We start from the raw sequence: 18,895 nt of genomic DNA on the forward strand, positions 1-18,895 counted from the left end.
TGAGGCATATTGGTAAGACTTAAACGAAGAGATATACCCCGCTAGCCCAAGACTACAAAATTAATCCTCAAGCAAAAAAGGCTTTATTGTTTTCAACTGTTCAAAACTCAGCGATCACCTATATAAAAATATAAAAACCTACTTCGCTATTTTTCTATATACATTAATATTTCAGTTTTTTAATCCTTCAACAGTATCTCTGATATAAACAAACAATTAATAGATAATATATACACATGTATCTTTATTTTGAATTATTCGAGTCAAGCCAAAATAATATAATTAATACAAAGTAATTAAAACTTTTAATCCAATTCAGGAAAGGAAATAGGATATACACATGGAAAGAGTTAAGTTTTCAGTATTCATGCTGTCTTTAATAAGCACTTCTAGTTTTGCCAATGGTTTTATAGATGATAGCAAAATTAAACTCACTACTCGAAACTACTATCTAGACCGTTCATTTACCGAACATAATGATGTAATACCTGGTACAAAAGATTGGGCTCAAGGTTTTATATTTAACTTTAATTCTGGCTATACACCGGGCATTATTGGTTTTGGTTTAGATGTTCAAACGTTAACTTCGGTTAAACTACAAGGTGATGCAAAATATTTACCGAGTGGCTTATTACCTACTGACCCACAAAGTCGAGAACGTGAAAAAACAGCATCTGAAATAGGTGCAACAGCTAAAGTAAAATATAAACAAACAGAATTAAAAGCAGGAACATTACAACCTTGGACTCCTGTTATATTTAGCTCCCCTTCTCGATTATTACCTCAAACCTTCTTAGGTGGAATGATTCAAAGTAAAGACATTAAAGATTTGGAATTAATTGGTGGTTATATTAGTCAAGTAAATCACCGTGATTCAACCAATTATGAAGATCTTAGTAATATTGGATTTAACCAAAGATTTAAAGTAGCACAAACAGATCAATTTTCCTTTGCAGGTGCTAAGTATAATTTCTCAGAAAACACTCAGTTTGGGCTATATTATGCAATGGCTGATGATATTTACAATCAAGCTGCACTAACACTTAAAAATAATCACCAATTAAACAAAGATTTAAATTTAATTAGTGATATACGTATTTGGAATAGCCAAGAAAATGGTGCTGCCAAAGCAGGTAAAATAGATAACACGTTAGCAACTGCAAACTTTGGCCTAGATTATAACAATCACCGACTCACTTTTAGCACCATGCAAAACTATGGTGATACTGCACATCCTTATTTATCAGGTGGTGAAGTACTGATCTTTATTGATGGCTGGAGTACTGATTTTTTAAATGCCAAAGAACAAGTGTATGGCATGCGTTACGATTATGACTTCAAAGACTATGTACCTGGGCTTAAATTTATGACCCGTTATACCAAAGGTCGTGAAATTAAACTCGCCTACTCAAATGACAAACATAAAGAAGATTCTTTAGACTTTGATTTAGGATATACCATACAGTCTGGTCATTTGAAAGGTTTGGGACTACGTGCGCGCTATGCAATTTATGATAATGATTTTGGTGCAAAAGCAAGTTTTAAACCTGCAGATGAAACTCGTATAAATGTAGATTATACGTGGACCTTTAAGTAAGCCTAAATCCTCCCCACTCTCTCCTTTTTAAAGAAGGTGAACAGAGCTGGGGAGGAGAAACTCTAGATAATCTTCTTAAAATTCTCAATCAAGCGATCAAGTGATGGTGTATTTGGCATATTTTTATAATTAATAAATAGTTTTATTTTTGGTTGAATATTAGAAAAACGTCTAACAACAGTATTACCGCTCACCATGCCTCGAACAAAATCAGGTAGTATTGAAACTCCCATACCCATACTAATATAACTCATGGTAACAAAGGCATTTTCAGACTCCATAATTATATTAAAGTTAATATTGTTTTTCTTCATCAAATCCAATGTTTGCTGTCTTAATTCGGGTGCATGATGGATCGATGGTAAAATAATATCGCTACCACTTAATTCCTTTAATGTAATACATTCGGCCTGAGCTAAAGGATGGCTTTTATGCATAGCCAATAATAAGTCTTCTTCAAGACATTCTATACTACTAATTTCAGAATTATTTATATTTGAACGCGTAAATGCTAAATCGATTTCGCCTTTTTCTAACTTTTTAATTAATGCTGGCCCCATCTCACTGACTAATTCAATTTTTACTGAAGTATCATGAAACTTAATTAGGTCTAAAATAACTTTTGGAATTTTAACTTCAACTCCAATTAAAACGCCTATTTTAACTACAGAGTTTTTACTATTTAGTTTATATGCAAAATTTTTAGCCTTCTCAGCTTCAACTAAAGTTTTTTTCGCTTCCTCTAAAAAAACTTCACCTGCTTGAGTTAATGTAAAGACTCGACTACCACGCTCAAATAATTCGACATCTAAATAATTTTCTAAATCTTTAATTTGCTGACTTAATGAAGACTGTACTGTGTCAAGTTTCTTCGCAGCAGAAACAAAACTCTTCTCTTCACTAATAGTTAAAAAATATCTTAAATGCCTGAGCGTCAGCATATTTATATCCTCTAAACGTGTATATCAATCCATGATGATACCATTATAACCCTAACTAAATATAATTAAACCTATACACCAAAAAATAAACATACACCTTAGTATAAATAAAAAGTCGCCTTTAAATTAATAAAGACGACTGATTATTATTTAGGTAATTTTATATTAAAATACAAAGTTTAAGATGTAACTTGAGCAGTTGCAACTGGCTGTTCAGTTTTTTGTAAACTCTTTGATAACAGCATCATAATAATTGCCGAAACAACAATACCTGGAATAGCAGCAGTAAATACACCCGAAGCACCAGCACCTGAAGCAATAATCATCCCTGCAACAGTTGGCCCCAACATTGCACCAACACGACCAATTGCAGATGCAGCACCAACACCAGTACCACGTAAATGAGTTGGATAAATAAAGCTACCATAAGCATAAAGTACACCTTGACCACCAATGGTGAATGTACCTGTCAAAGCAGCAGCCATATAAATACCGTTTAAAGTCGTTGCAGCATTTAAACTGATCAGTCCTGCTAAAATACCTGTATACATCAAAGCTATAATAAAGACCTTGTTATAGCGATCGATCAACATACCCAAAATAATGGTGCCAAAGAATGCACCAATCATAAAGAATACTTGAGCCATACTGCCTTGTTGGCGGCTAAAACCTAGCTCCATAAAGAGTGAAGGCAACCAACTCAACATAATGTAAACCACCATCAAGGTGAAGAAGTAACTCACCCAAAGTAGCCCAGTGCGCAGCATATATTCACGGCCAAAAATATCTTTAAAGCCAGTTTTTTCTTGTGGTTGTTGCTCAGCGATCTCTTTAGTTTTTAAGAACTCTTTAGACTCTGGCAAGCAATACACCATCAAAGGAATCACCAACAAAGGTAATATACCACCGAGATAGAAAATCGTTTTCCAACTTCCACTGGTGTCATACGCCGACCATACAGAAAGTAATAAAGCACCCACTGGTAGACCACAATACATGAGGCCCACTGCACGGCCGCGACGTTCTGGTGTGGTTGACTCAGAAGCCAAAGTGATTAGGTTGGGTAAAGCTGCACCCATCCCCACCCCAGCAAGAAAACGAACAGCCAATAATGTATAAAAAGAATTGACCCATACCGTCATTAAGGTAAATACAGCAAAAGTTGCAACCGACCAGATGAGAACTTTTTTACGCCCCACTTTATCGGCATAACGTCCACCAAAAAGTGTACCAGGCAATAGACCCAAAATCCCTGCACTAAAAAACACACCTAATTGCTCTGGGCTTAATGCAAAATGCGCCTTGATACCTGAAGCTGCAATCCCTGCTGCCTGTAAATCTACACCTTCAATAACTGCAACCACAAAACAGAGAAACACAGTAATTAACGACGTCCTTGATTGATTTTGACCTTGCATCCGACTTTCCTTCGTCTATCAAAATCGGAATATTTACAGCTTCTCATTCAAAGAAATAGTTAGACTAAAGTAGTATAGACAGTCGTTTTTGGACAACACTTACACACAGTAAGATGTAGTATGACTTTCATCAGTTGAGTGATTCGCTTTGCCTGATGAACCATCTAATTTTTATATATGTTTAATGTTTTTTGAGTCAGATTAATACTGATTTCATCTGTTGCTATCGTTGTTTTATATCAATGAGATTTTTTGCAAAATTAACTTTATAAATCATATATTTACAATGGAAAAATCCTTCAAAATATTCAGCCATAAAAAAAGCCCCTCTCGGGACTTTTCCGCATTAAAACACAGCATCAAAATGAGGTGTTAGGCCTTGGCTTTCGCCATGGTTAATGCTAAATCTTCGATCATATCTTCTTGACCACCAACCGTACCGCGACGACCCAGTTCAAGTAAAATTTCACGTGCAGAAACACCATATTTTGCTTCAGCACGTTTCGCAAACAACAAGAACGATGAGTAAACCCCTGCATAACCTAAAGTTGCTGCATCACGGTCAGCTCGGATCGGGTGTGTCATCATTGGAATCACAAGGTCTTCAGCGATATCTTGAACCTTAAACAGATCAATCCCTGTGTCCATCTCCATACGATTAGCCACAGCAATAAACAGCTCAAGAGGTGTATTGCCCGCACCCGCACCCAAACCAGCTGCCGCAGCATCAATACGATTTGCACCCGCCTCAACAGCAGCTACAGAGTTTGCCACGCCCATAGCGAGGTTGTGGTGACCATGGAAACCAATCTCAATATCGGTATCAAAATGTTGACGTAAAGTATCAATACGCGCTGCAACATCTTTAGGCAACATATAACCAGCTGAGTCAGTCACATAAATACAGTTAGCACCGTATGACACCATTTTTTGAGCTTGTTCCAGCAACTGAGCGGGGCTTGCCATATGTGCAAGCATTAGGAAACCCACAGTATCCATTTCAAGTTTACGTGCTGCGGTAATGTGCTGTTCTGAAACATCGGCTTCAGTACAATGCGTCGCGACACGAATCGTTGACACACCAATTTCATGCGCCATCTTTAAATGATCAACAGTCCCAATCCCTGGCAAAAGCAGAGCAGAAACCTTTGCTTGTTTTAGCTCAGGAATAATCGCAGATAAGTAAGCTTCATCTGTCGCTGCTGCAAAACCATAGTTTAGTGACGCCCCACCTAAACCATCACCATGTGATACTTCAATCAGTGGTACACCCGCTGCATCCAGTGCAGTGGAGATACTGACCATTTGTTCAATACTCATTTGATGACGCTGTGGATGCATACCATCACGTAAGGTCATATCATGTAATGTAATCTTAGACATGAGGGTGCTCCTTTAAGCTTCAGCTTTCATCAATAAACGTTCAGCAAACATCTCAGCAGTACGTGCTGCTGCAGCAGTCATAATGTCGAGGTTACCTGCATATTTAGGCAAGAAATCTCCTAGACCTTGTACTTCTAGGAAAATAGACACACGATTTCCATCAAAGATTGGGCCATTTACTAGAGTATATCCAGGCACATATTTTTGTACTTGCTCAAGCATGGCATGTACTGAGGCTGTAATTGCTGCTTGATCAGGCTCACCTTCAACTAAGCAATGCACCGTGTCACGCATCATCAACGGTGGTTCAGCAGGATTAATAATAATAATCGCCTTACCTTGCTTCGCTCCACCAACTTTCTCAATTGCACCTGCGGTTGTACGGGTAAATTCATCAATATTTTTACGCGTTCCTGGGCCTACAGATTGGGTAGAAACCGTCGCCACAATCTCTCCGTAGCTGACAGCTTGTACTTGAGAAATTGCAGCAACCATTGGAATAGTTGCCTGACCACCACACGTCACCATGTTGACGTTTGGCAACTCACCAGCGTCTAACAAGGCATTTAAGTTTACAGGTGGCACACAAAATGGGCCGATTGCCGCTGGAGTAAGGTCAATCATTAACACACCGAGCTCATTGAGCTTACGGCTGTTTTCTGCATGAACATAAGCAGAAGTTGCATCAAATGCAATTTTAATGTCGTCAGCAAGTACGTGCTCTAATAAACCATCAACCCCTTCAGCAGTCGTTTTAAGCCCCATGGCTTCTGCACGTTTGAGTCCTTCTGAAGTTGGATCAATACCGACCATCCATACTGGCTCTAAAAACTCACTACGTTGTAACTTATAAAGTAAATCGGTACCGATGTTACCCGGTCCAATCAAAGCACATTTAATCTTTTTCATGATTGTCTTCCCTCTGTGTTAAGCCGTATGTGCTGAAAACACAGTACTGACACTACCTAGCCCATCAATTTCAACTTTGAACTCGTCACCGGCTTTAACCACCACCATTGGTCCAAGTGCACCTGTTAAGATCAAGTCACCTGCCAACAAAGGACGACCTCGACGAACCATCTCATCGGCAAGCCATACAGCTGCATTGAGTGGATTACTCAAACAGGCACGTCCTACACCCTCAGAAACAACTTCGTCACCACGAGTCATACGCATACGACAGTTCACCAAGTCCAAATCAGCCAATTGCACAGGACGAGAACCGAGGACATATGCTGCAGACGACGCATTGTCAGCAACTGTATCGACAATCGAAATTTTCCAATCAGCAATACGGCTATCAACCACTTCAATCGCGGCGAGGGCGTAGTCCGTTGCATTGATAATGTCGACATAGCTGTGCTTTTCTTTGGTCAAATCATGCTTAATAACCAAAGCAATTTCAGCCTCAACTTTCGGTTGAATCAGTTGATCAATCGCAATGGTTTCACCATCACCATAAGCCATGTCAGCAAACAACATACCGAAGTCCGGCTGATCTACACCAAGCTGTTGTTGCACAACTTTAGAAGTAAGACCGATTTTACGACCGACCAAGCGACGGCCTTGTTGTAATGCATATTTCGTGTTCAATTCCTGAACTGCATAGGCACTATCCAAATCGGCTTGAGCGCCGCCCAACTCTGGGCGAACAGGAGAAATCGCAGTGTGTGATCCTTCAGCGTCTCTTAGGGCTGTGGCCACTGCTTCAACAGCAGAGTTCAACATTTATCGTTCCTAAAACTGCAATAATTTAACCAACCCTCTTAACTCATCGCACTACATTACACATAGGGTCGTCAGCAAATAGCGCACTAGATCCAAAGGAAGCAATGTGTTGGAATAAATTTAAGAGGATGCAAATAATTCAATTGCTAGAATCGAGAAAATGACAACAAAAGACCAATACTTATTATGTTTAATAACATAGCCCCAAACTATTATAGCTATTTCTGGTTTGAGACTAGATCTTCTGGCCTAAACCAGAAGATCGAAATACAAATAATGTTGAGGTGAATTAGCTGACTGCAAAAGGACTCAGCAAGTACTGATGTAACTCAGCAACATTATGTACAATCGTTTGTGGCTGATACTGCTCTAGCATCTGTACATCATGCACACCATAACTTACACCGACACTGCGCATACCAATACGCTGCGCCATTTCTAAGTCATAACTGCTGTCACCAACCATTAATGCACGCGTCACAGGTACACCTGTATAATCCAAAATTTGCTGCAACATCAATGGATCGGGTTTAGAGCGTGTTTCACTGGCTGCTCGTGTCACAGCAAACAGTGATTGGCTTTGTGTTTTAGTCAGAACTCGATCTAGACCCGCACGGCTTTTCCCCGTTGCCACAGCTAAAGTGACGTTTTGCTGACGCAAGTCCTGCAACATTTCAGCGACGCCATCAAACCAGTGATCATGCACAGAATGTGTTACATAATGACTTGAATAAGCGTGTAGGATCTCTTGATGTAGTTCGGGCACTTGCGGAAATAAAGTCTGCATAACCTCAGGTAAACCTAAACCGATAATACTTTGTGCGGCTTCATCAGTTAAGGGTTGCTGAAAACGCTGTGCGGCAAAATGTAAGCTTTGCACAATTTGCCCAACAGAGTTAAATAAAGTGCCATCCCAATCAAAAATAACCAAATCAAAGATGTCTAATAGTTTAGTCATCTTTTTGTGCCCTTAATTGCGCTACGATATTTTGCATATCTTCAGGTAATGGTGCTTCAATTAATGGATAATTTGGTATTTCCAAACGCATCGCATGTAAACATAAACGACGTGGAGCTGGGCCACGATAATCTGTTTGATGGCCATATTTATCATCCCCAATGAGAGGATGACCAATACTTAAACCATGCACACGAATTTGGTGAGTACGACCCGACAATGGTGATGCATACACCAAAGTACCATGGCGAAAGCGTTCTTTCACATTCCACTGGGTTTTACTCGGCTTACCTTCTTTTGAAACGCGCACACGACGTTCGCCATTATTTAATTCATAGCGTAATAAAGGTGCATCAATTAACTGTTTATCTAAAGCAACATTACCCTTAACTACCGCAGCATAAGTTTTTTGGATCTTATGTTCACGCAGCAAATCTTGCAGCAACTTTAAAGTACTGCGTTTCTTACTCACCATGACCAAACCAGAAGTATCACGGTCAATACGATGAATAAGCTCTAGGTATTTTTTACCTGTTGCTGCACGTAAAGCTTCGATGAGCCCATAGGCCACACCACTTCCCCCATGTACCGCGATTCCTGCAGGTTTATTGACAACCATTAAACCTTCATCTTCATAAACCACACGGTCTAATAAACCTTGTGCGACTTTATCTGACACGGGTGCAGCAGTTTCATCCTTTTGCTCATAGCGAATAGGTGCTACACGAATTTGATCACCTATCGCAAGTTTAGTCTCTGCTTTACAACGCTTTTTATTAATGCGTACCTGACCTTCACGAATCAAACGATAGATACGGCTTTTCGGCACGCCCTTTAAACGGCTAAATAGAAAGTTATCAATACGCTGATCTGCTTGATGTTCATCCACTTCAAACCAAGTGACACTTTGCCATTGTTGCGTAGAATTCATAGAGTTACTCGAAGCCTTAATACTAAATTTGAATAAAAATTGACCACTTAACGCCTGTTTTTCACAAGAAAAATGAGCTTAACCCATAGGCAGAAGTTATAAGGTTTGCTATAGTCAGCGCACGGATACCACCGTAATAGAGTTACTTTTTAGTCATTTCAATCATTTGAAATCTAAAAAGACCAAGCAACTCGCGTTATGCTCGGAATGGTCCTAAAAGAATATGCCTACGCCGAAGGGCTTATTATATCGGCAAAAACACAAACTGTTGCGTTTAATTGTGCTTCTGCACATAAATCAACATGTTTAAAAAATTTTATCGCCAACTTTGTTGTTGGTTTTTACATGTAAACTGATCCACATCAGACAGATTGCTGCCCCAGAGTATTTCAGGACACAAACGTTTGAGGCATTGGAACTGAGCCAATTGTAAAGGTACGATGATCATTCCGTATCAAGACATGTTGCGACAGACGCAACGGATCTTCGAGCAACTAGGCAGTGAAAGTTCAACATCCAATGCACCGTTTGTCTTTCCAGTGAAAGCGATTGGACATTAAATCCTGATTAGGTTGAGATGGAAGCATTCATTCCCATTTCTCCCCAGCGCCATCTAATCGGTAGCTATACTCAAAAATCACAGTCTACATGAGTGATTGAGTCATAACGCATCATGCAAGATGTCCGCAAACTAATCCAGGCGATTTGTTGGTGTGAATCACTATTAGGTGTTACACCCATGAAACGTATGTTGATCAATGCAACACATGCTGAGGAAGTACGCGTTGCACTTATTACTGGTCACCGTCTTTACGATTTTGACTTAGAAAATCGTACTCGTGAACAAAAGAAAGCAAATATTTATAAAGGTCATGTGACCCGCGTAGAGCCTTCTTTAGAAGCTGTATTTGTTGAATATGGTGCAGGCCGTCAAGGCTTTCTCTCCATGCGTGAAATCGCAAACTCATATTACAAAGCTGACCCTCGTCAAACTTCAAATATCCGCGAACTGATTACAGAAGGTACTGAATTATTAGTACAAGTGGAAAAAGAAGAGCGTGGCAATAAAGGCGCAGCACTTTCTACTTATATCTCACTTGCTGGTCGTTATTTGGTATTAATGCCAAACAACCCTAAAGGTGGTGGTATTAGCCGTCAAATTTCTGGCTCAGTTCGTGAAGAACTCAAAGAAATGTTGGCATCACTCAATACACCTCGCGGTATGAGCATCATTGTACGTACAGCAGGTATTGGTCGTACTCAAGAAGAATTACAACTTGATTTACAACATTTGCTAGACCTTTGGAACCAAATCCAAAGCACTGCAAGCAGTGGTCCATCACCAATGCTGGTTCACCAAGAAGCAGGCGTTGTAACTCGCGCGATTCGCGATTACCTGCGTGATGATGTAACCGAAATCTTAATTGATAATGAGCAAGCCTATAACGAAGCCTATAATTTCGTTAAAGCGGTAATGCCAAACCAAATCGACAAACTACAAACGTATACTTTAAATGAGCCTTTATTTGCGCATTTCGGTATCGAAAGCCAAATCCAAACAGCTTATGAACGCGAAGTAAAACTGCCTTCTGGTGGCTCAATCGTGATCGATCAAACTGAAGCTTTGGTGTCTATTGATATTAACTCAGCGAAATCTACACGTGGCCATGATGTTGAAGAAACAGCTCTCAACACCAACTTAGAAGCAGCTGAAGAAATTGCACGCCAATTGCGTTTACGTGATATTGGTGGCCTTGTTGTTATCGACTTTATCGACATGGGTAAAGAGCGTAATCAACGCATGGTTGAAGCAAAATTACGTGAATCAACTCAAAGTGACCGTGCACGTATCCAATTTGGTCAGCTATCACGCTTTGGTTTGATGGAAATGAGCCGTCAACGCCTCCGCCCTTCTCTAGAAGAAGCAACAGGTTATGTCTGCCCTCGTTGCCATGGCACAGGTATGGTTCGTGACTTACGTTCACTTTCTCTTTCGATTATGCGTAAAGTAGAAGAAATTGCGTTACGTGAACGTCGTGGTGAAGTTCAAGTCGAAGTTCCTGTTGAAATTGCAGCATTCTTGCTCAATGAAAAGCGCCATAGTTTGGTTTACTTAGAACAAACTTCAAATGTACGTGTAACTGTTTTACCTCACCCACACTTAGAAACACCGCATTACCAAATTTCTTATAATCCAGAAGGTTTTGCGCCAACAAGCTATGAGCGTACAGAAGCGACGCGTCTAAGCGAAAAAGAGCTCGGTTATGCCTCATCTGAATGGCATTTAGATGAAGAGCCAGTCGCAGCAAAAGCGATTGCACCTGCAGCTGCAAAGGGCCAAAACCCACGCAGAAACAATCAACAAGCTGAAAAAGCAGCTGTTGCTCCTGTCGCAAAAGCAGAACCTCAAAGCAGTGCATGTGCATGGTTAGAGAACTTGTTTGTACAAAAACAAGCATCTACTAGCGACCATAGCCGCACAGCAAACAGCGCTGCTGCTGCAATTGAACAAATGGTCAATGGTGGAGCAGTAAGCCGTGGTCAGTTTGGGCACGTCAATACAGCGCGTACTGATGTCGCAGCAAAACCTGTTGCAACTGAGCAGAACAATGCTTACCTCAACAGCAACACAGCGAAGACTGAAACACGTGACTATGCTGAAAAAGCTCAAGAACGTGAAGAGCGTAGCCAACAACGTAACAATAAAAAACGTAGTAAAGGCAAAGAACAGCCTCGCGAAGTTGTACAGGAGCAAGCGGTAGCGCCTGTAGAAGAAAATGTACAACAACAGCAACAACAGCAACACTCACGTCAAGATCAACGTCGTGAGCATCGTCAAGAGTTGCGTGATCAAAAGCGTCCGCAAAAACGTCAACCGAACCAAGAACAACAATTTGATTCGGCAGTAGAAAACCCAGTGCCACGTCGTGATCGCAATCAACAGCAGCGCCCACCACGTCCGACACGCCAGCGTGACCCAAGTGTATTGAATGATCAACAGAACAAGCAAACTCCTGCACCTGTTGTTTCATCTGAATCACAAATCAATGTGAACTTGATTGATGCACCGAAACACGAAATGGTAAACACTGCTTTGGTGGTCAATATCGATCAACAACACAGTGAAATCATTGCGATTAATACAACATCGGCACAGCCTCAAGCAGTTCAGGCAGCTGAAGTTGTAGCAGAAGCCAAGGTTCAACAGAAAAAAGCTGAACCTACAGCGGCAACTGAAACTCCTGCTAAACGTACTGAAATACATAAAGCAGCAGAGGCAGCACCACAAGCCGCTGAGCAACCTGTACGTCGTGCAAGCAATGATCCACGTAGTCGTCGTCGCCAACGTGATCAGCAAAAAACGCACAAGGCAGAACAAGTCAACAAACTCAACCCGTCTCAAGTGCCAACTTTAGCGCAGTACACGATTGGTAGTTTGATTCGCCATGTCTATGGTGAAGATTGTTCAGTATTGATTGAACAATTTGGCCTAATTCCGACATTTAACCGTGCCTTAAGCAAATTTACTGAGCAATACACTGCCTCATTAAATCAAGCACCGTCGGCTGCAGCACCACGAAGCCATCAACCTGTTACACGTGACGTTGCAATTAGTAAAGCACAACACGAAGCAGAGCCTGCGCCAGTATTAGATTTGGAACCACCAAAACCAATCAGTACAAATCGTGTTGCTAACGATCCACGTGAACGTCGTCGTTTAGCTAAACTTGCCGCAGAACAGGCATTTGAACAGGTAAAATCTGCACAAGTTCCAACTGAGCAAGCAACCACAGTAACATCTACTGAAGCAACGACAACTGATTCAACTGCAAGCGAAGCAAGCTCAGTTGTAGAAGCACCCGTAGCTGAAGCTGTTGCAGTTGCTGAAACCACCCCAGTAGCCAATACAGCAACTGAGGTAGAATCTACTGTTGAAGTGGCAGAACAGGCTCCTACTGCGAACGAAGCAGCTGTAGAAACACCTGTAGTCAAAGCACCGACAGCAGAAGCCAAAACAGTTGAAACGGCTGCTGTCGCACCTGCTGAAGTTGCAACTCCTGTGGCAAAACCTCGAGCTACCAGAAAAGCACCCGTGGAGAAGAAAGAAGTCGCCACAGTAGCTGAAAATGTGAGTAATACCGAACAACAGGATTTACTTGGTGCTTCATCAGAAGCCGATAAGCCTGCTGCTCGTCCGCGTCGTCCTCGTGGTCGTCCACCTAAAAAAACACCAACAACAGCTGAATAAAACCAAGTTGTTTGTTGCCTAAAATTTGTAATTTGATGAAACCCAGCCATTCCGATGGCTGGGTTTCTTTTGTTATTTTAGTCAATTAGGTTGATTGCACTAGACATAGTGTAAGAACATAAAAAACAAGAGCAGTATGACAAGTATTTAAAGTTAGGCCGTTTTCTTAATTGGATGAGTAAATTACAAATAGGAATCTTATGAATCAATCTCTTTCTCCAGACCTTATTGGCTTTAGTGACGTAGCAGCCAAACTACCGCAATTTCTTCATAAAGTTCCTAACATACTCAGTGGGTTGAAACAGGCATATTTACGCACCTCAAGCACACCTGCTGGCCTAGGCTTAGCATTTGAGAAAGCAGTGAAACGTAACCCTCAGGGCATCGCTCTACGCTTTGAAGATCAACAGTATAGCTATCAGGCACTCAATGACTGGGCCAACCAATTAGCACACTACTTTGTTGCCGCTGGTTTTCAAAAAGGCGATGTCATTGCTCTTATGATTGAGAACCGCCCAGAACTGGTGGTCACCGTCATCGCACTGGCCAAATTGGGTATTATTTCAGCACTGGTCAACACTTCACAAAATGGTCAAGTCTTAGCACATAGTATCAACCTGGTTGAAGCTAAAGCCGTTGTTGTTGGTGAAGAATGTCGAGGCGCAGTTGATGACGTCCGTGAACAACTTTGTATTACAACAGATCATTTTTACTGGTACGCAGACCAAGAAACATACAATGATCCTGGACAAGCGCCACAAGGCTTTACCAATCTCGCCATTGAAGCCGATAAATTTCCTAAATTTAATGTGGTAAATACACAAAAAGTTCAGGGCAAAGATGGGCTATTTTATATTTACACCTCAGGAACCACAGGATTACCTAAAGCGGTTGTCTTTAGTAATAGTCGCTGGACCTTAGCTTATGGTACCTACGGGCACATCTTGAACCTGCAACCTGATGATGTCATGTACTGCACGCTGCCTCTGTACCATGCAACCGGTATGGTGGTGTGCTGGTGTGGTGTTATTGCTGGTAGCGCGACCTTGGCCCTACGCCGCAAATACTCAACCTCTGCTTTTTGGAGCGATGTAGAAAAATATAATGCCTCTGCGATTGGTTATGTGGGGGAACTGTGTCGTTATCTGATGGATGCACCAGAAAGCTCACGTGATCGACAGCATCGCGTTAGAAAAATGATTGGTAATGGCATGCGTCCAAATATCTGGAACAAGTTTAAACAACGTTTTGGCGTTACCGAAGTCTTAGAACTTTATGCATCTAGCGAAGGCAATGTTGGCTTTAGCAATATTTTCAATTTTGATAATACAGTCGGCTTCTCCCCTACACCTTATGCAATTGTACAATTTGATAAAGAAAAAAATGAACCTATTCGTAATGAGCGTGGTTTTTGTATCAAAGTGGACAAAGGTGAAGTTGGTCTATTGGTGGGTAAAATCACACGTCGCTCACCTTTTGATGGTTACACTGATCCAGAGAAAAACCGCTCAGTCATCGTAGAAAATGTCCTCAAAAAAGGCGATGCCTACTTTGTTACAGGTGACTTAGTACGTGATATAGGTTTCAGACATGCACAGTTCGTCGACCGTCTTGGAGATACTTTCCGCTGGAAAGGTGAGAATGTTTCGACTACTCAAGTTGAAAACATATGTAGTGACCACGAAAAAATCTCTGAAGCGATCGTCTACGGCGTTGAAATTCCAAATACCAATGGTCGTGCTGGTATGGCAGCAATCACCTTAGCCCCTGATGTAAATACACTCAGCGAACACGATTTAACCGATTTAGCCAGTTGCTTTAAACAAGCTCTGCCACATTTTGCTGTTCCAGTCTTTTTACGCATCTTAAATTCGGTAGATACAACAGGAACTTTTAAGTATCAAAAGACTAAATTGAAAGATGAGAGCTTCAATCCAGATAAAACTTCAGACAAGTTGTATGTTTTATTACCAAACAGTCAGAAATATGCTGAGCTCAACGCAGAAGTTTTTGCCAATATCCAAGCCTATAAATACCGTTTTTAGGCCAAATTGATCATTTTTTGAAACTTAGTGCACTAATTTGGATTATTTATAATCAACTAGATAAAACTTTTATATTTTTTACTTGCGCTCGTTTGAGATGTTGCTACAATACGCAACATCAAAACGAGATGGGTCGTTAGCTCAGTTGGTAGAGCAGTGGACTTTTAATCCATTGGTCCCGCGTTCGAGTCGCGGACGACCCACCACTTATTTTGATACTCGTTATGGGTCGTTAGCTCAGTTGGTAGAGCAGTGGACTTTTAATCCATTGGTCCCGCGTTCGAGTCGCGGACGACCCACCAGATTCGAAAAAGCCTATCATTTATTTGATGGGCTTTTTCTTTTTCTATTCAAAAAAATATAACAACATTAAGCCGATCAACAAATGTCATCGATGATAAAAATCAATGCCCTGTTAAACAGACCTCAAACTTAGAATTTTAAATCGCTCAATTAATCATGTGTCTTAACATGAGCCTTGGGCTCATGTGTATTTCTGACCAGCACATAGGCATAAGTAGGAACAGGATAGCTTGATCCAAAAAACCGCTGACTTTTAGCATCATGGTAAATGGTCTTCTCTAGATCCATCATTAAATTATTGTGCTGATCTATTTTATAAAATATATCTGGGCCTTCACGGAGATGAACCACAATTTCATGGTGATCTTCGTCTAAACTCCAAAGATCTTGACGATAAGACTGCACCATACCTTGATGCCTCGCATATACCCTTCCCGATTGCACCAACATCCGATGTGAAGTTCCATCAGGCAGTAAATTTAAAATATACTGCACCTGACCATTCTCACAGTTAATCAATGCTTGTTCGCAGCTCATACTGGTCTGATAACGCCCAACATATTCAAGCTGTAAGGCTGAAACGGTGCGCTCATTATTTTTAAAAGGTAAATGCGTATTATGCGGTACATTGGATTGACTAATGACATCAGCCAAAGTCACTGCATCAACGTCTTTATGTGCTAGCTTAGCAAAATCCACCTTAGATGAACCGTCATTGACGACCTGCAAAGGGTCTAGCTCTTGTTTTTGCCTACAGCCCACAAGTAGCAATAAAGTTGAGCCAAACACCACTATGTTTGAGCAAATTTTCCTATGAAAAATTCTCATTTCTTGGCCTTACTGCCTTATTAACAACGATCCAACGTGACAAATATATCGTATTCATTTTTATAATGACAATCACCAAATGGCAATTTTTACAAAGTCAGTTCACACTCATCCTCAGATGATGCAGTAAATTAGAGCCTATCATACGCAATTACACCTTTAAAACAACTTACCGAATCACCATATCTAATTAAAACAAGCTCATGTAAAAATAGTCTCATCCCTTAATCTGCTGAAAACAATATTCTTATTGCTCTCTAGCTCCCTTACTTCAGGAGAATTAAATGACCCAGTCTGGTTTAACTCGCTCCAATCAACAAAAAATGATTGCTGGTGTGATGGGCGGAATCGCGGAACGCTTTGGTTGGAACGCCACATTACTACGCGTTTTATTTGTTGGTGTTTCAATATTAAGTGCAGGCTTTCCTGGGATTTTGATTTACCTCATCTTATGGTTTGTCATTCCCGCTGCACAGCCACAACGCTATGTAGCAACATCACCAGCCCCCCAGCAATCAACAAAAATGCGCACCGTCTATGATGAACAGCAATTAAGACGTTAGAACCTGATCATTCGATTGCAAAAAACCGATACCCACTAAATCACGGCGTATCGGTTTTCTAAAACTCAACTTTCTACTCAAGCCAAATATTTAGATCACCTTTTCCAATATAATCTTTGAATTGATATTGGTAATCCCCTTCACTTTATTCAGTTTATAAATAACAAACTGCGAAAAGGCATTGAGGTCTTTGGTGGCAACATGCAATACATAGTTTGATTCCCCAGTAATAATATAGGCTTTGGTAACCTCTTCGAATTTCTCAATCGCACTTAAAAATGATTTATGATCAAACTCTGTCAATTGTGCCAGTTTAATTTCAACGATGGCCTCAATATGAATACCCATTTTTGCGTAATTCAACTTAGCCATATATTTCTCAATCACCCCACTTGACTCCAATAACTTAATACGTCGGTGACAAGCTGATGTTGATAAATTAACTAACTCCGCAATCTCTTGATTACTTAAACGTGCGTTATCCTGCAAAATTTTCAATATTTTGAGGTCTATAGCATCAAATTTCATATTGAAATAATATCCTTATAAAATGCATTATTATTAAATCATATCCTACAATATAGTTTTTTGATCAAATATTATCGAATATTTCGCCAATTTTACCGTGTTAAAATCGAATAACAATAGGGAAGTAAAATAGGTGTAATAGTAAATGATTAATCGCGAGCAATGCCTAGCTTGGGACAAGGAAGATCAACTCAATCAGTTTAAACAGCACTTTGCATTACCAGAGGGTGTAATTTATCTCGACGGTAATTCACTTGGCGCTCAACCTACTGCAGCTCTGAGTTTAGCCAATCATGTGGTGACCCAAGAATGGGGAAAAGATCTGATTAATAGTTGGAACACTGCAGATTGGTGGGGATTACCGACCCGACTCGGAGATAAAGTTGCACAGTTAATAGGGGCAGATTCTGGTGAAACAGTTATTACTGATTCAACCACTCTCAATCTGTTTAAGGTCCTTTCAGCAGCCATTAAAATCCAAGCAGAACAGTATCCTGAACGAAAGGTTATTGTGGCTGAAAAAGATGCTTTTCCAACAGACCTCTATATTATTGAAGGTTTGATCAATCAAATTAGCCAAGGTTATCGCTTAGTACTCATTGAAAGTAATGAAGACTTATATAGCCTACTCGACAGCAACGAAGTTGTTGCAGTGGTCTTGTCTCATGTCAATTATCGCACGGGTTATTTTTATGATATGTCCGCAATCAATGCCAAAATTCATGAAAAAAATGCTTTAGTCATTTGGGACTTATGCCACTCTGTCGGTGCTGTTCCCATGGAACTCAAGCAAACCGATAGTGACTTTGCTATTGGCTGTACGTATAAGTACCTCAATGGTGGCCCAGGTTCTCCAGCATTACTTTGGGTCAATCCTAAGCATCAAGAAGGTTTTTGGCAGCCACTATCAGGTTGGTGGGGACATCAACAGCCTTTTGCCATGGCCCAACACTATCAGCCATCTCAAGGGATTCGTCGCTATCTTTGTGGTACTCAACCTATCGTATCCATGCGACTGATTGAATGTGGGCTTGATATTTTTCTATCTACAGATATGCAGCTAATACGTGAAAAATCTTTAAAGCTAACAGATCTATTCATGCAATTAGTTGAACAAGAATGTTCTGAATTTGGCTTTACACTGATTACACCTAAACAACATAAGCATCGTGGTAGTCATGTCAGCTTTCGTCATGAACAGGGTTACGCCATTATTCAAGCCCTGATCGCGCGTGGTGTGATCGGTGACTATCGTGAACCTGAAGTCCTTCGCTTTGGCATCACCCCTTTATATCTTGGTTATGAGGACATCTGGAATGCAGTGCAACACCTCAAGAACGTCATGACTCATGCAGAGTGGAAAAATAAACAATATCAGATTCGTGGATCGGTGACTTAACTCGAAGTCAGCATAAGATTCACA

Annotated in this window: 14 protein-coding genes and 2 tRNA genes; 7 read left to right on the top strand and 9 right to left on the bottom strand. The window is 40.6% G+C overall.

The features are described from left to right. Positions 1 to 340: 340 nt before the first annotated feature. Complete coding sequence (locus Aru01_RS01010; RefSeq protein ID WP_016657596.1) at positions 341 to 1,597, top strand: OprD family outer membrane porin; 1,257 nt, start codon at positions 341 to 343, stop codon at positions 1,595 to 1,597. 62 nt (positions 1,598 to 1,659) lie between these two features. Here the strand turns inward: Aru01_RS01010 and Aru01_RS01015 are convergent, their stop codons facing one another. The 7 genes from Aru01_RS01015 to Aru01_RS01045 form a co-directional block, all read right to left on the bottom strand. Then, positions 1,660 to 2,538 (bottom strand): LysR substrate-binding domain-containing protein, encoded by an 879-nt coding sequence (locus Aru01_RS01015; RefSeq protein ID WP_016657597.1) that lies wholly within the window; start codon positions 2,536 to 2,538, stop codon positions 1,660 to 1,662. 179 nt (positions 2,539 to 2,717) lie between these two features. Next, the gene (gene mhpT / locus Aru01_RS01020; RefSeq protein WP_016657598.1) at positions 2,718 to 3,956 is read right to left on the bottom strand and encodes a 3-(3-hydroxy-phenyl)propionate transporter MhpT; all 1,239 of its coding nucleotides are present in this window, start codon (positions 3,954 to 3,956) and stop codon (positions 2,718 to 2,720) included. 372 nt (positions 3,957 to 4,328) lie between these two features. Beyond that, positions 4,329 to 5,339 carry a 4-hydroxy-2-oxovalerate aldolase gene (dmpG, locus tag Aru01_RS01025; protein WP_016657600.1) on the bottom strand — a complete coding sequence of 337 codons (1,011 nt, stop codon included), beginning with the start codon at positions 5,337 to 5,339 and terminating at the stop codon, positions 4,329 to 4,331. A gap of 12 nt (positions 5,340 to 5,351) precedes the next feature. Continuing rightward, complete coding sequence (locus Aru01_RS01030; RefSeq protein ID WP_016657601.1) at positions 5,352 to 6,248, bottom strand: acetaldehyde dehydrogenase (acetylating); 897 nt, start codon at positions 6,246 to 6,248, stop codon at positions 5,352 to 5,354. Positions 6,249 to 6,266: 18 nt separating this feature from the next. Beyond that, positions 6,267 to 7,067: a 2-keto-4-pentenoate hydratase gene (mhpD, locus tag Aru01_RS01035; protein ID WP_016657602.1), complete on the bottom strand. Its 801-nt coding sequence runs from the start codon at positions 7,065 to 7,067 to the stop codon at positions 6,267 to 6,269. A gap of 289 nt (positions 7,068 to 7,356) precedes the next feature. Beyond that, positions 7,357 to 8,025 (bottom strand): HAD family hydrolase, encoded by a 669-nt coding sequence (locus Aru01_RS01040; protein WP_016657603.1) that lies wholly within the window; start codon positions 8,023 to 8,025, stop codon positions 7,357 to 7,359. Beyond that, positions 8,018 to 8,956, bottom strand: coding sequence for an RluA family pseudouridine synthase (locus Aru01_RS01045; RefSeq protein ID WP_016657604.1), 939 nt, complete (start codon positions 8,954 to 8,956; stop codon positions 8,018 to 8,020). Before Aru01_RS01045 ends, Aru01_RS01040 begins: the two co-directional genes overlap by 8 nt. A gap of 739 nt (positions 8,957 to 9,695) precedes the next feature. Between Aru01_RS01045 and Aru01_RS01050 the strand changes: the two genes are divergently transcribed. The 4 genes from Aru01_RS01050 (at position 9,696) to Aru01_RS01065 (ending at position 15,552) form a co-directional block, all read left to right on the top strand. Then, positions 9,696 to 13,205, top strand: a complete 3,510-nt coding sequence (locus tag Aru01_RS01050) for an Rne/Rng family ribonuclease (protein ID WP_040331448.1) — start codon at positions 9,696 to 9,698, stop codon at positions 13,203 to 13,205. Between the two features lie 200 nt (positions 13,206 to 13,405). Further along, positions 13,406 to 15,250 (top strand): long-chain-acyl-CoA synthetase, encoded by a 1,845-nt coding sequence (locus Aru01_RS01055; protein ID WP_016657606.1) that lies wholly within the window; start codon positions 13,406 to 13,408, stop codon positions 15,248 to 15,250. A 130-nt stretch (positions 15,251 to 15,380) separates the two neighbouring features. After that, positions 15,381 to 15,456, top strand: a tRNA-Lys gene (locus Aru01_RS01060). Positions 15,457 to 15,476: 20 nt separating this feature from the next. After that, a tRNA-Lys gene (locus Aru01_RS01065) sits at positions 15,477 to 15,552 on the top strand. A 151-nt stretch (positions 15,553 to 15,703) separates the two neighbouring features. On the opposite strand, the gene Aru01_RS01070 is transcribed toward Aru01_RS01065, so the two are convergent. After that, positions 15,704 to 16,381 (bottom strand): hypothetical protein, encoded by a 678-nt coding sequence (locus Aru01_RS01070; RefSeq protein WP_016657607.1) that lies wholly within the window; start codon positions 16,379 to 16,381, stop codon positions 15,704 to 15,706. A gap of 284 nt (positions 16,382 to 16,665) precedes the next feature. Between Aru01_RS01070 and Aru01_RS01075 the strand changes: the two genes are divergently transcribed. Beyond that, positions 16,666 to 16,944, top strand: coding sequence for a PspC domain-containing protein (locus tag Aru01_RS01075; RefSeq protein WP_016657608.1), 279 nt, complete (start codon positions 16,666 to 16,668; stop codon positions 16,942 to 16,944). Positions 16,945 to 17,034: 90 nt separating this feature from the next. On the opposite strand, the gene gigD is transcribed toward Aru01_RS01075, so the two are convergent. Continuing rightward, the gene (gene gigD, locus Aru01_RS01080) at positions 17,035 to 17,472 is read right to left on the bottom strand and encodes an Lrp/AsnC family transcriptional regulator GigD (RefSeq protein ID WP_016657609.1); all 438 of its coding nucleotides are present in this window, start codon (positions 17,470 to 17,472) and stop codon (positions 17,035 to 17,037) included. A 145-nt stretch (positions 17,473 to 17,617) separates the two neighbouring features. Here gigD and kynU point away from each other — a divergent pair, with 145 nt between their 5' ends. After that, positions 17,618 to 18,871, top strand: a complete 1,254-nt coding sequence (gene kynU / locus Aru01_RS01085; protein ID WP_016657610.1) for a kynureninase — start codon at positions 17,618 to 17,620, stop codon at positions 18,869 to 18,871. The last annotated feature ends 24 nt before the right edge of the window (positions 18,872 to 18,895 follow it).

The organism is Acinetobacter rudis (assembly GCF_000829675.1).
Lineage (GTDB): Bacteria > Pseudomonadota > Gammaproteobacteria > Pseudomonadales > Moraxellaceae > Acinetobacter > Acinetobacter rudis.

Coding starts and splice junctions, on each gene's coding strand:
- Aru01_RS01030 (WP_016657601.1), bottom strand. CDS start 6,248: ATGAAAAAGATTAAATGTGCTTTGATTGGACCGGGTAACATCGGTACC.
- Aru01_RS01070 (WP_016657607.1), bottom strand. CDS start 16,381: ATGAGAATTTTTCATAGGAAAATTTGCTCAAACATAGTGGTGTTTGGC.
- Aru01_RS01045 (WP_016657604.1), bottom strand. CDS start 8,956: ATGAATTCTACGCAACAATGGCAAAGTGTCACTTGGTTTGAAGTGGAT.
- Aru01_RS01075 (WP_016657608.1), top strand. CDS start 16,666: ATGACCCAGTCTGGTTTAACTCGCTCCAATCAACAAAAAATGATTGCT.
- Aru01_RS01050 (WP_040331448.1), top strand. CDS start 9,696: ATGAAACGTATGTTGATCAATGCAACACATGCTGAGGAAGTACGCGTT.
- Aru01_RS01010 (WP_016657596.1), top strand. CDS start 341: ATGGAAAGAGTTAAGTTTTCAGTATTCATGCTGTCTTTAATAAGCACT.
- kynU (WP_016657610.1), top strand. CDS start 17,618: ATGATTAATCGCGAGCAATGCCTAGCTTGGGACAAGGAAGATCAACTC.
- mhpT (WP_016657598.1), bottom strand. CDS start 3,956: ATGCAAGGTCAAAATCAATCAAGGACGTCGTTAATTACTGTGTTTCTC.
- Aru01_RS01055 (WP_016657606.1), top strand. CDS start 13,406: ATGAATCAATCTCTTTCTCCAGACCTTATTGGCTTTAGTGACGTAGCA.
- Aru01_RS01040 (WP_016657603.1), bottom strand. CDS start 8,025: ATGACTAAACTATTAGACATCTTTGATTTGGTTATTTTTGATTGGGAT.
- mhpD (WP_016657602.1), bottom strand. CDS start 7,067: ATGTTGAACTCTGCTGTTGAAGCAGTGGCCACAGCCCTAAGAGACGCT.
- gigD (WP_016657609.1), bottom strand. CDS start 17,472: ATGAAATTTGATGCTATAGACCTCAAAATATTGAAAATTTTGCAGGAT.
- dmpG (WP_016657600.1), bottom strand. CDS start 5,339: ATGTCTAAGATTACATTACATGATATGACCTTACGTGATGGTATGCAT.
- Aru01_RS01015 (WP_016657597.1), bottom strand. CDS start 2,538: ATGCTGACGCTCAGGCATTTAAGATATTTTTTAACTATTAGTGAAGAG.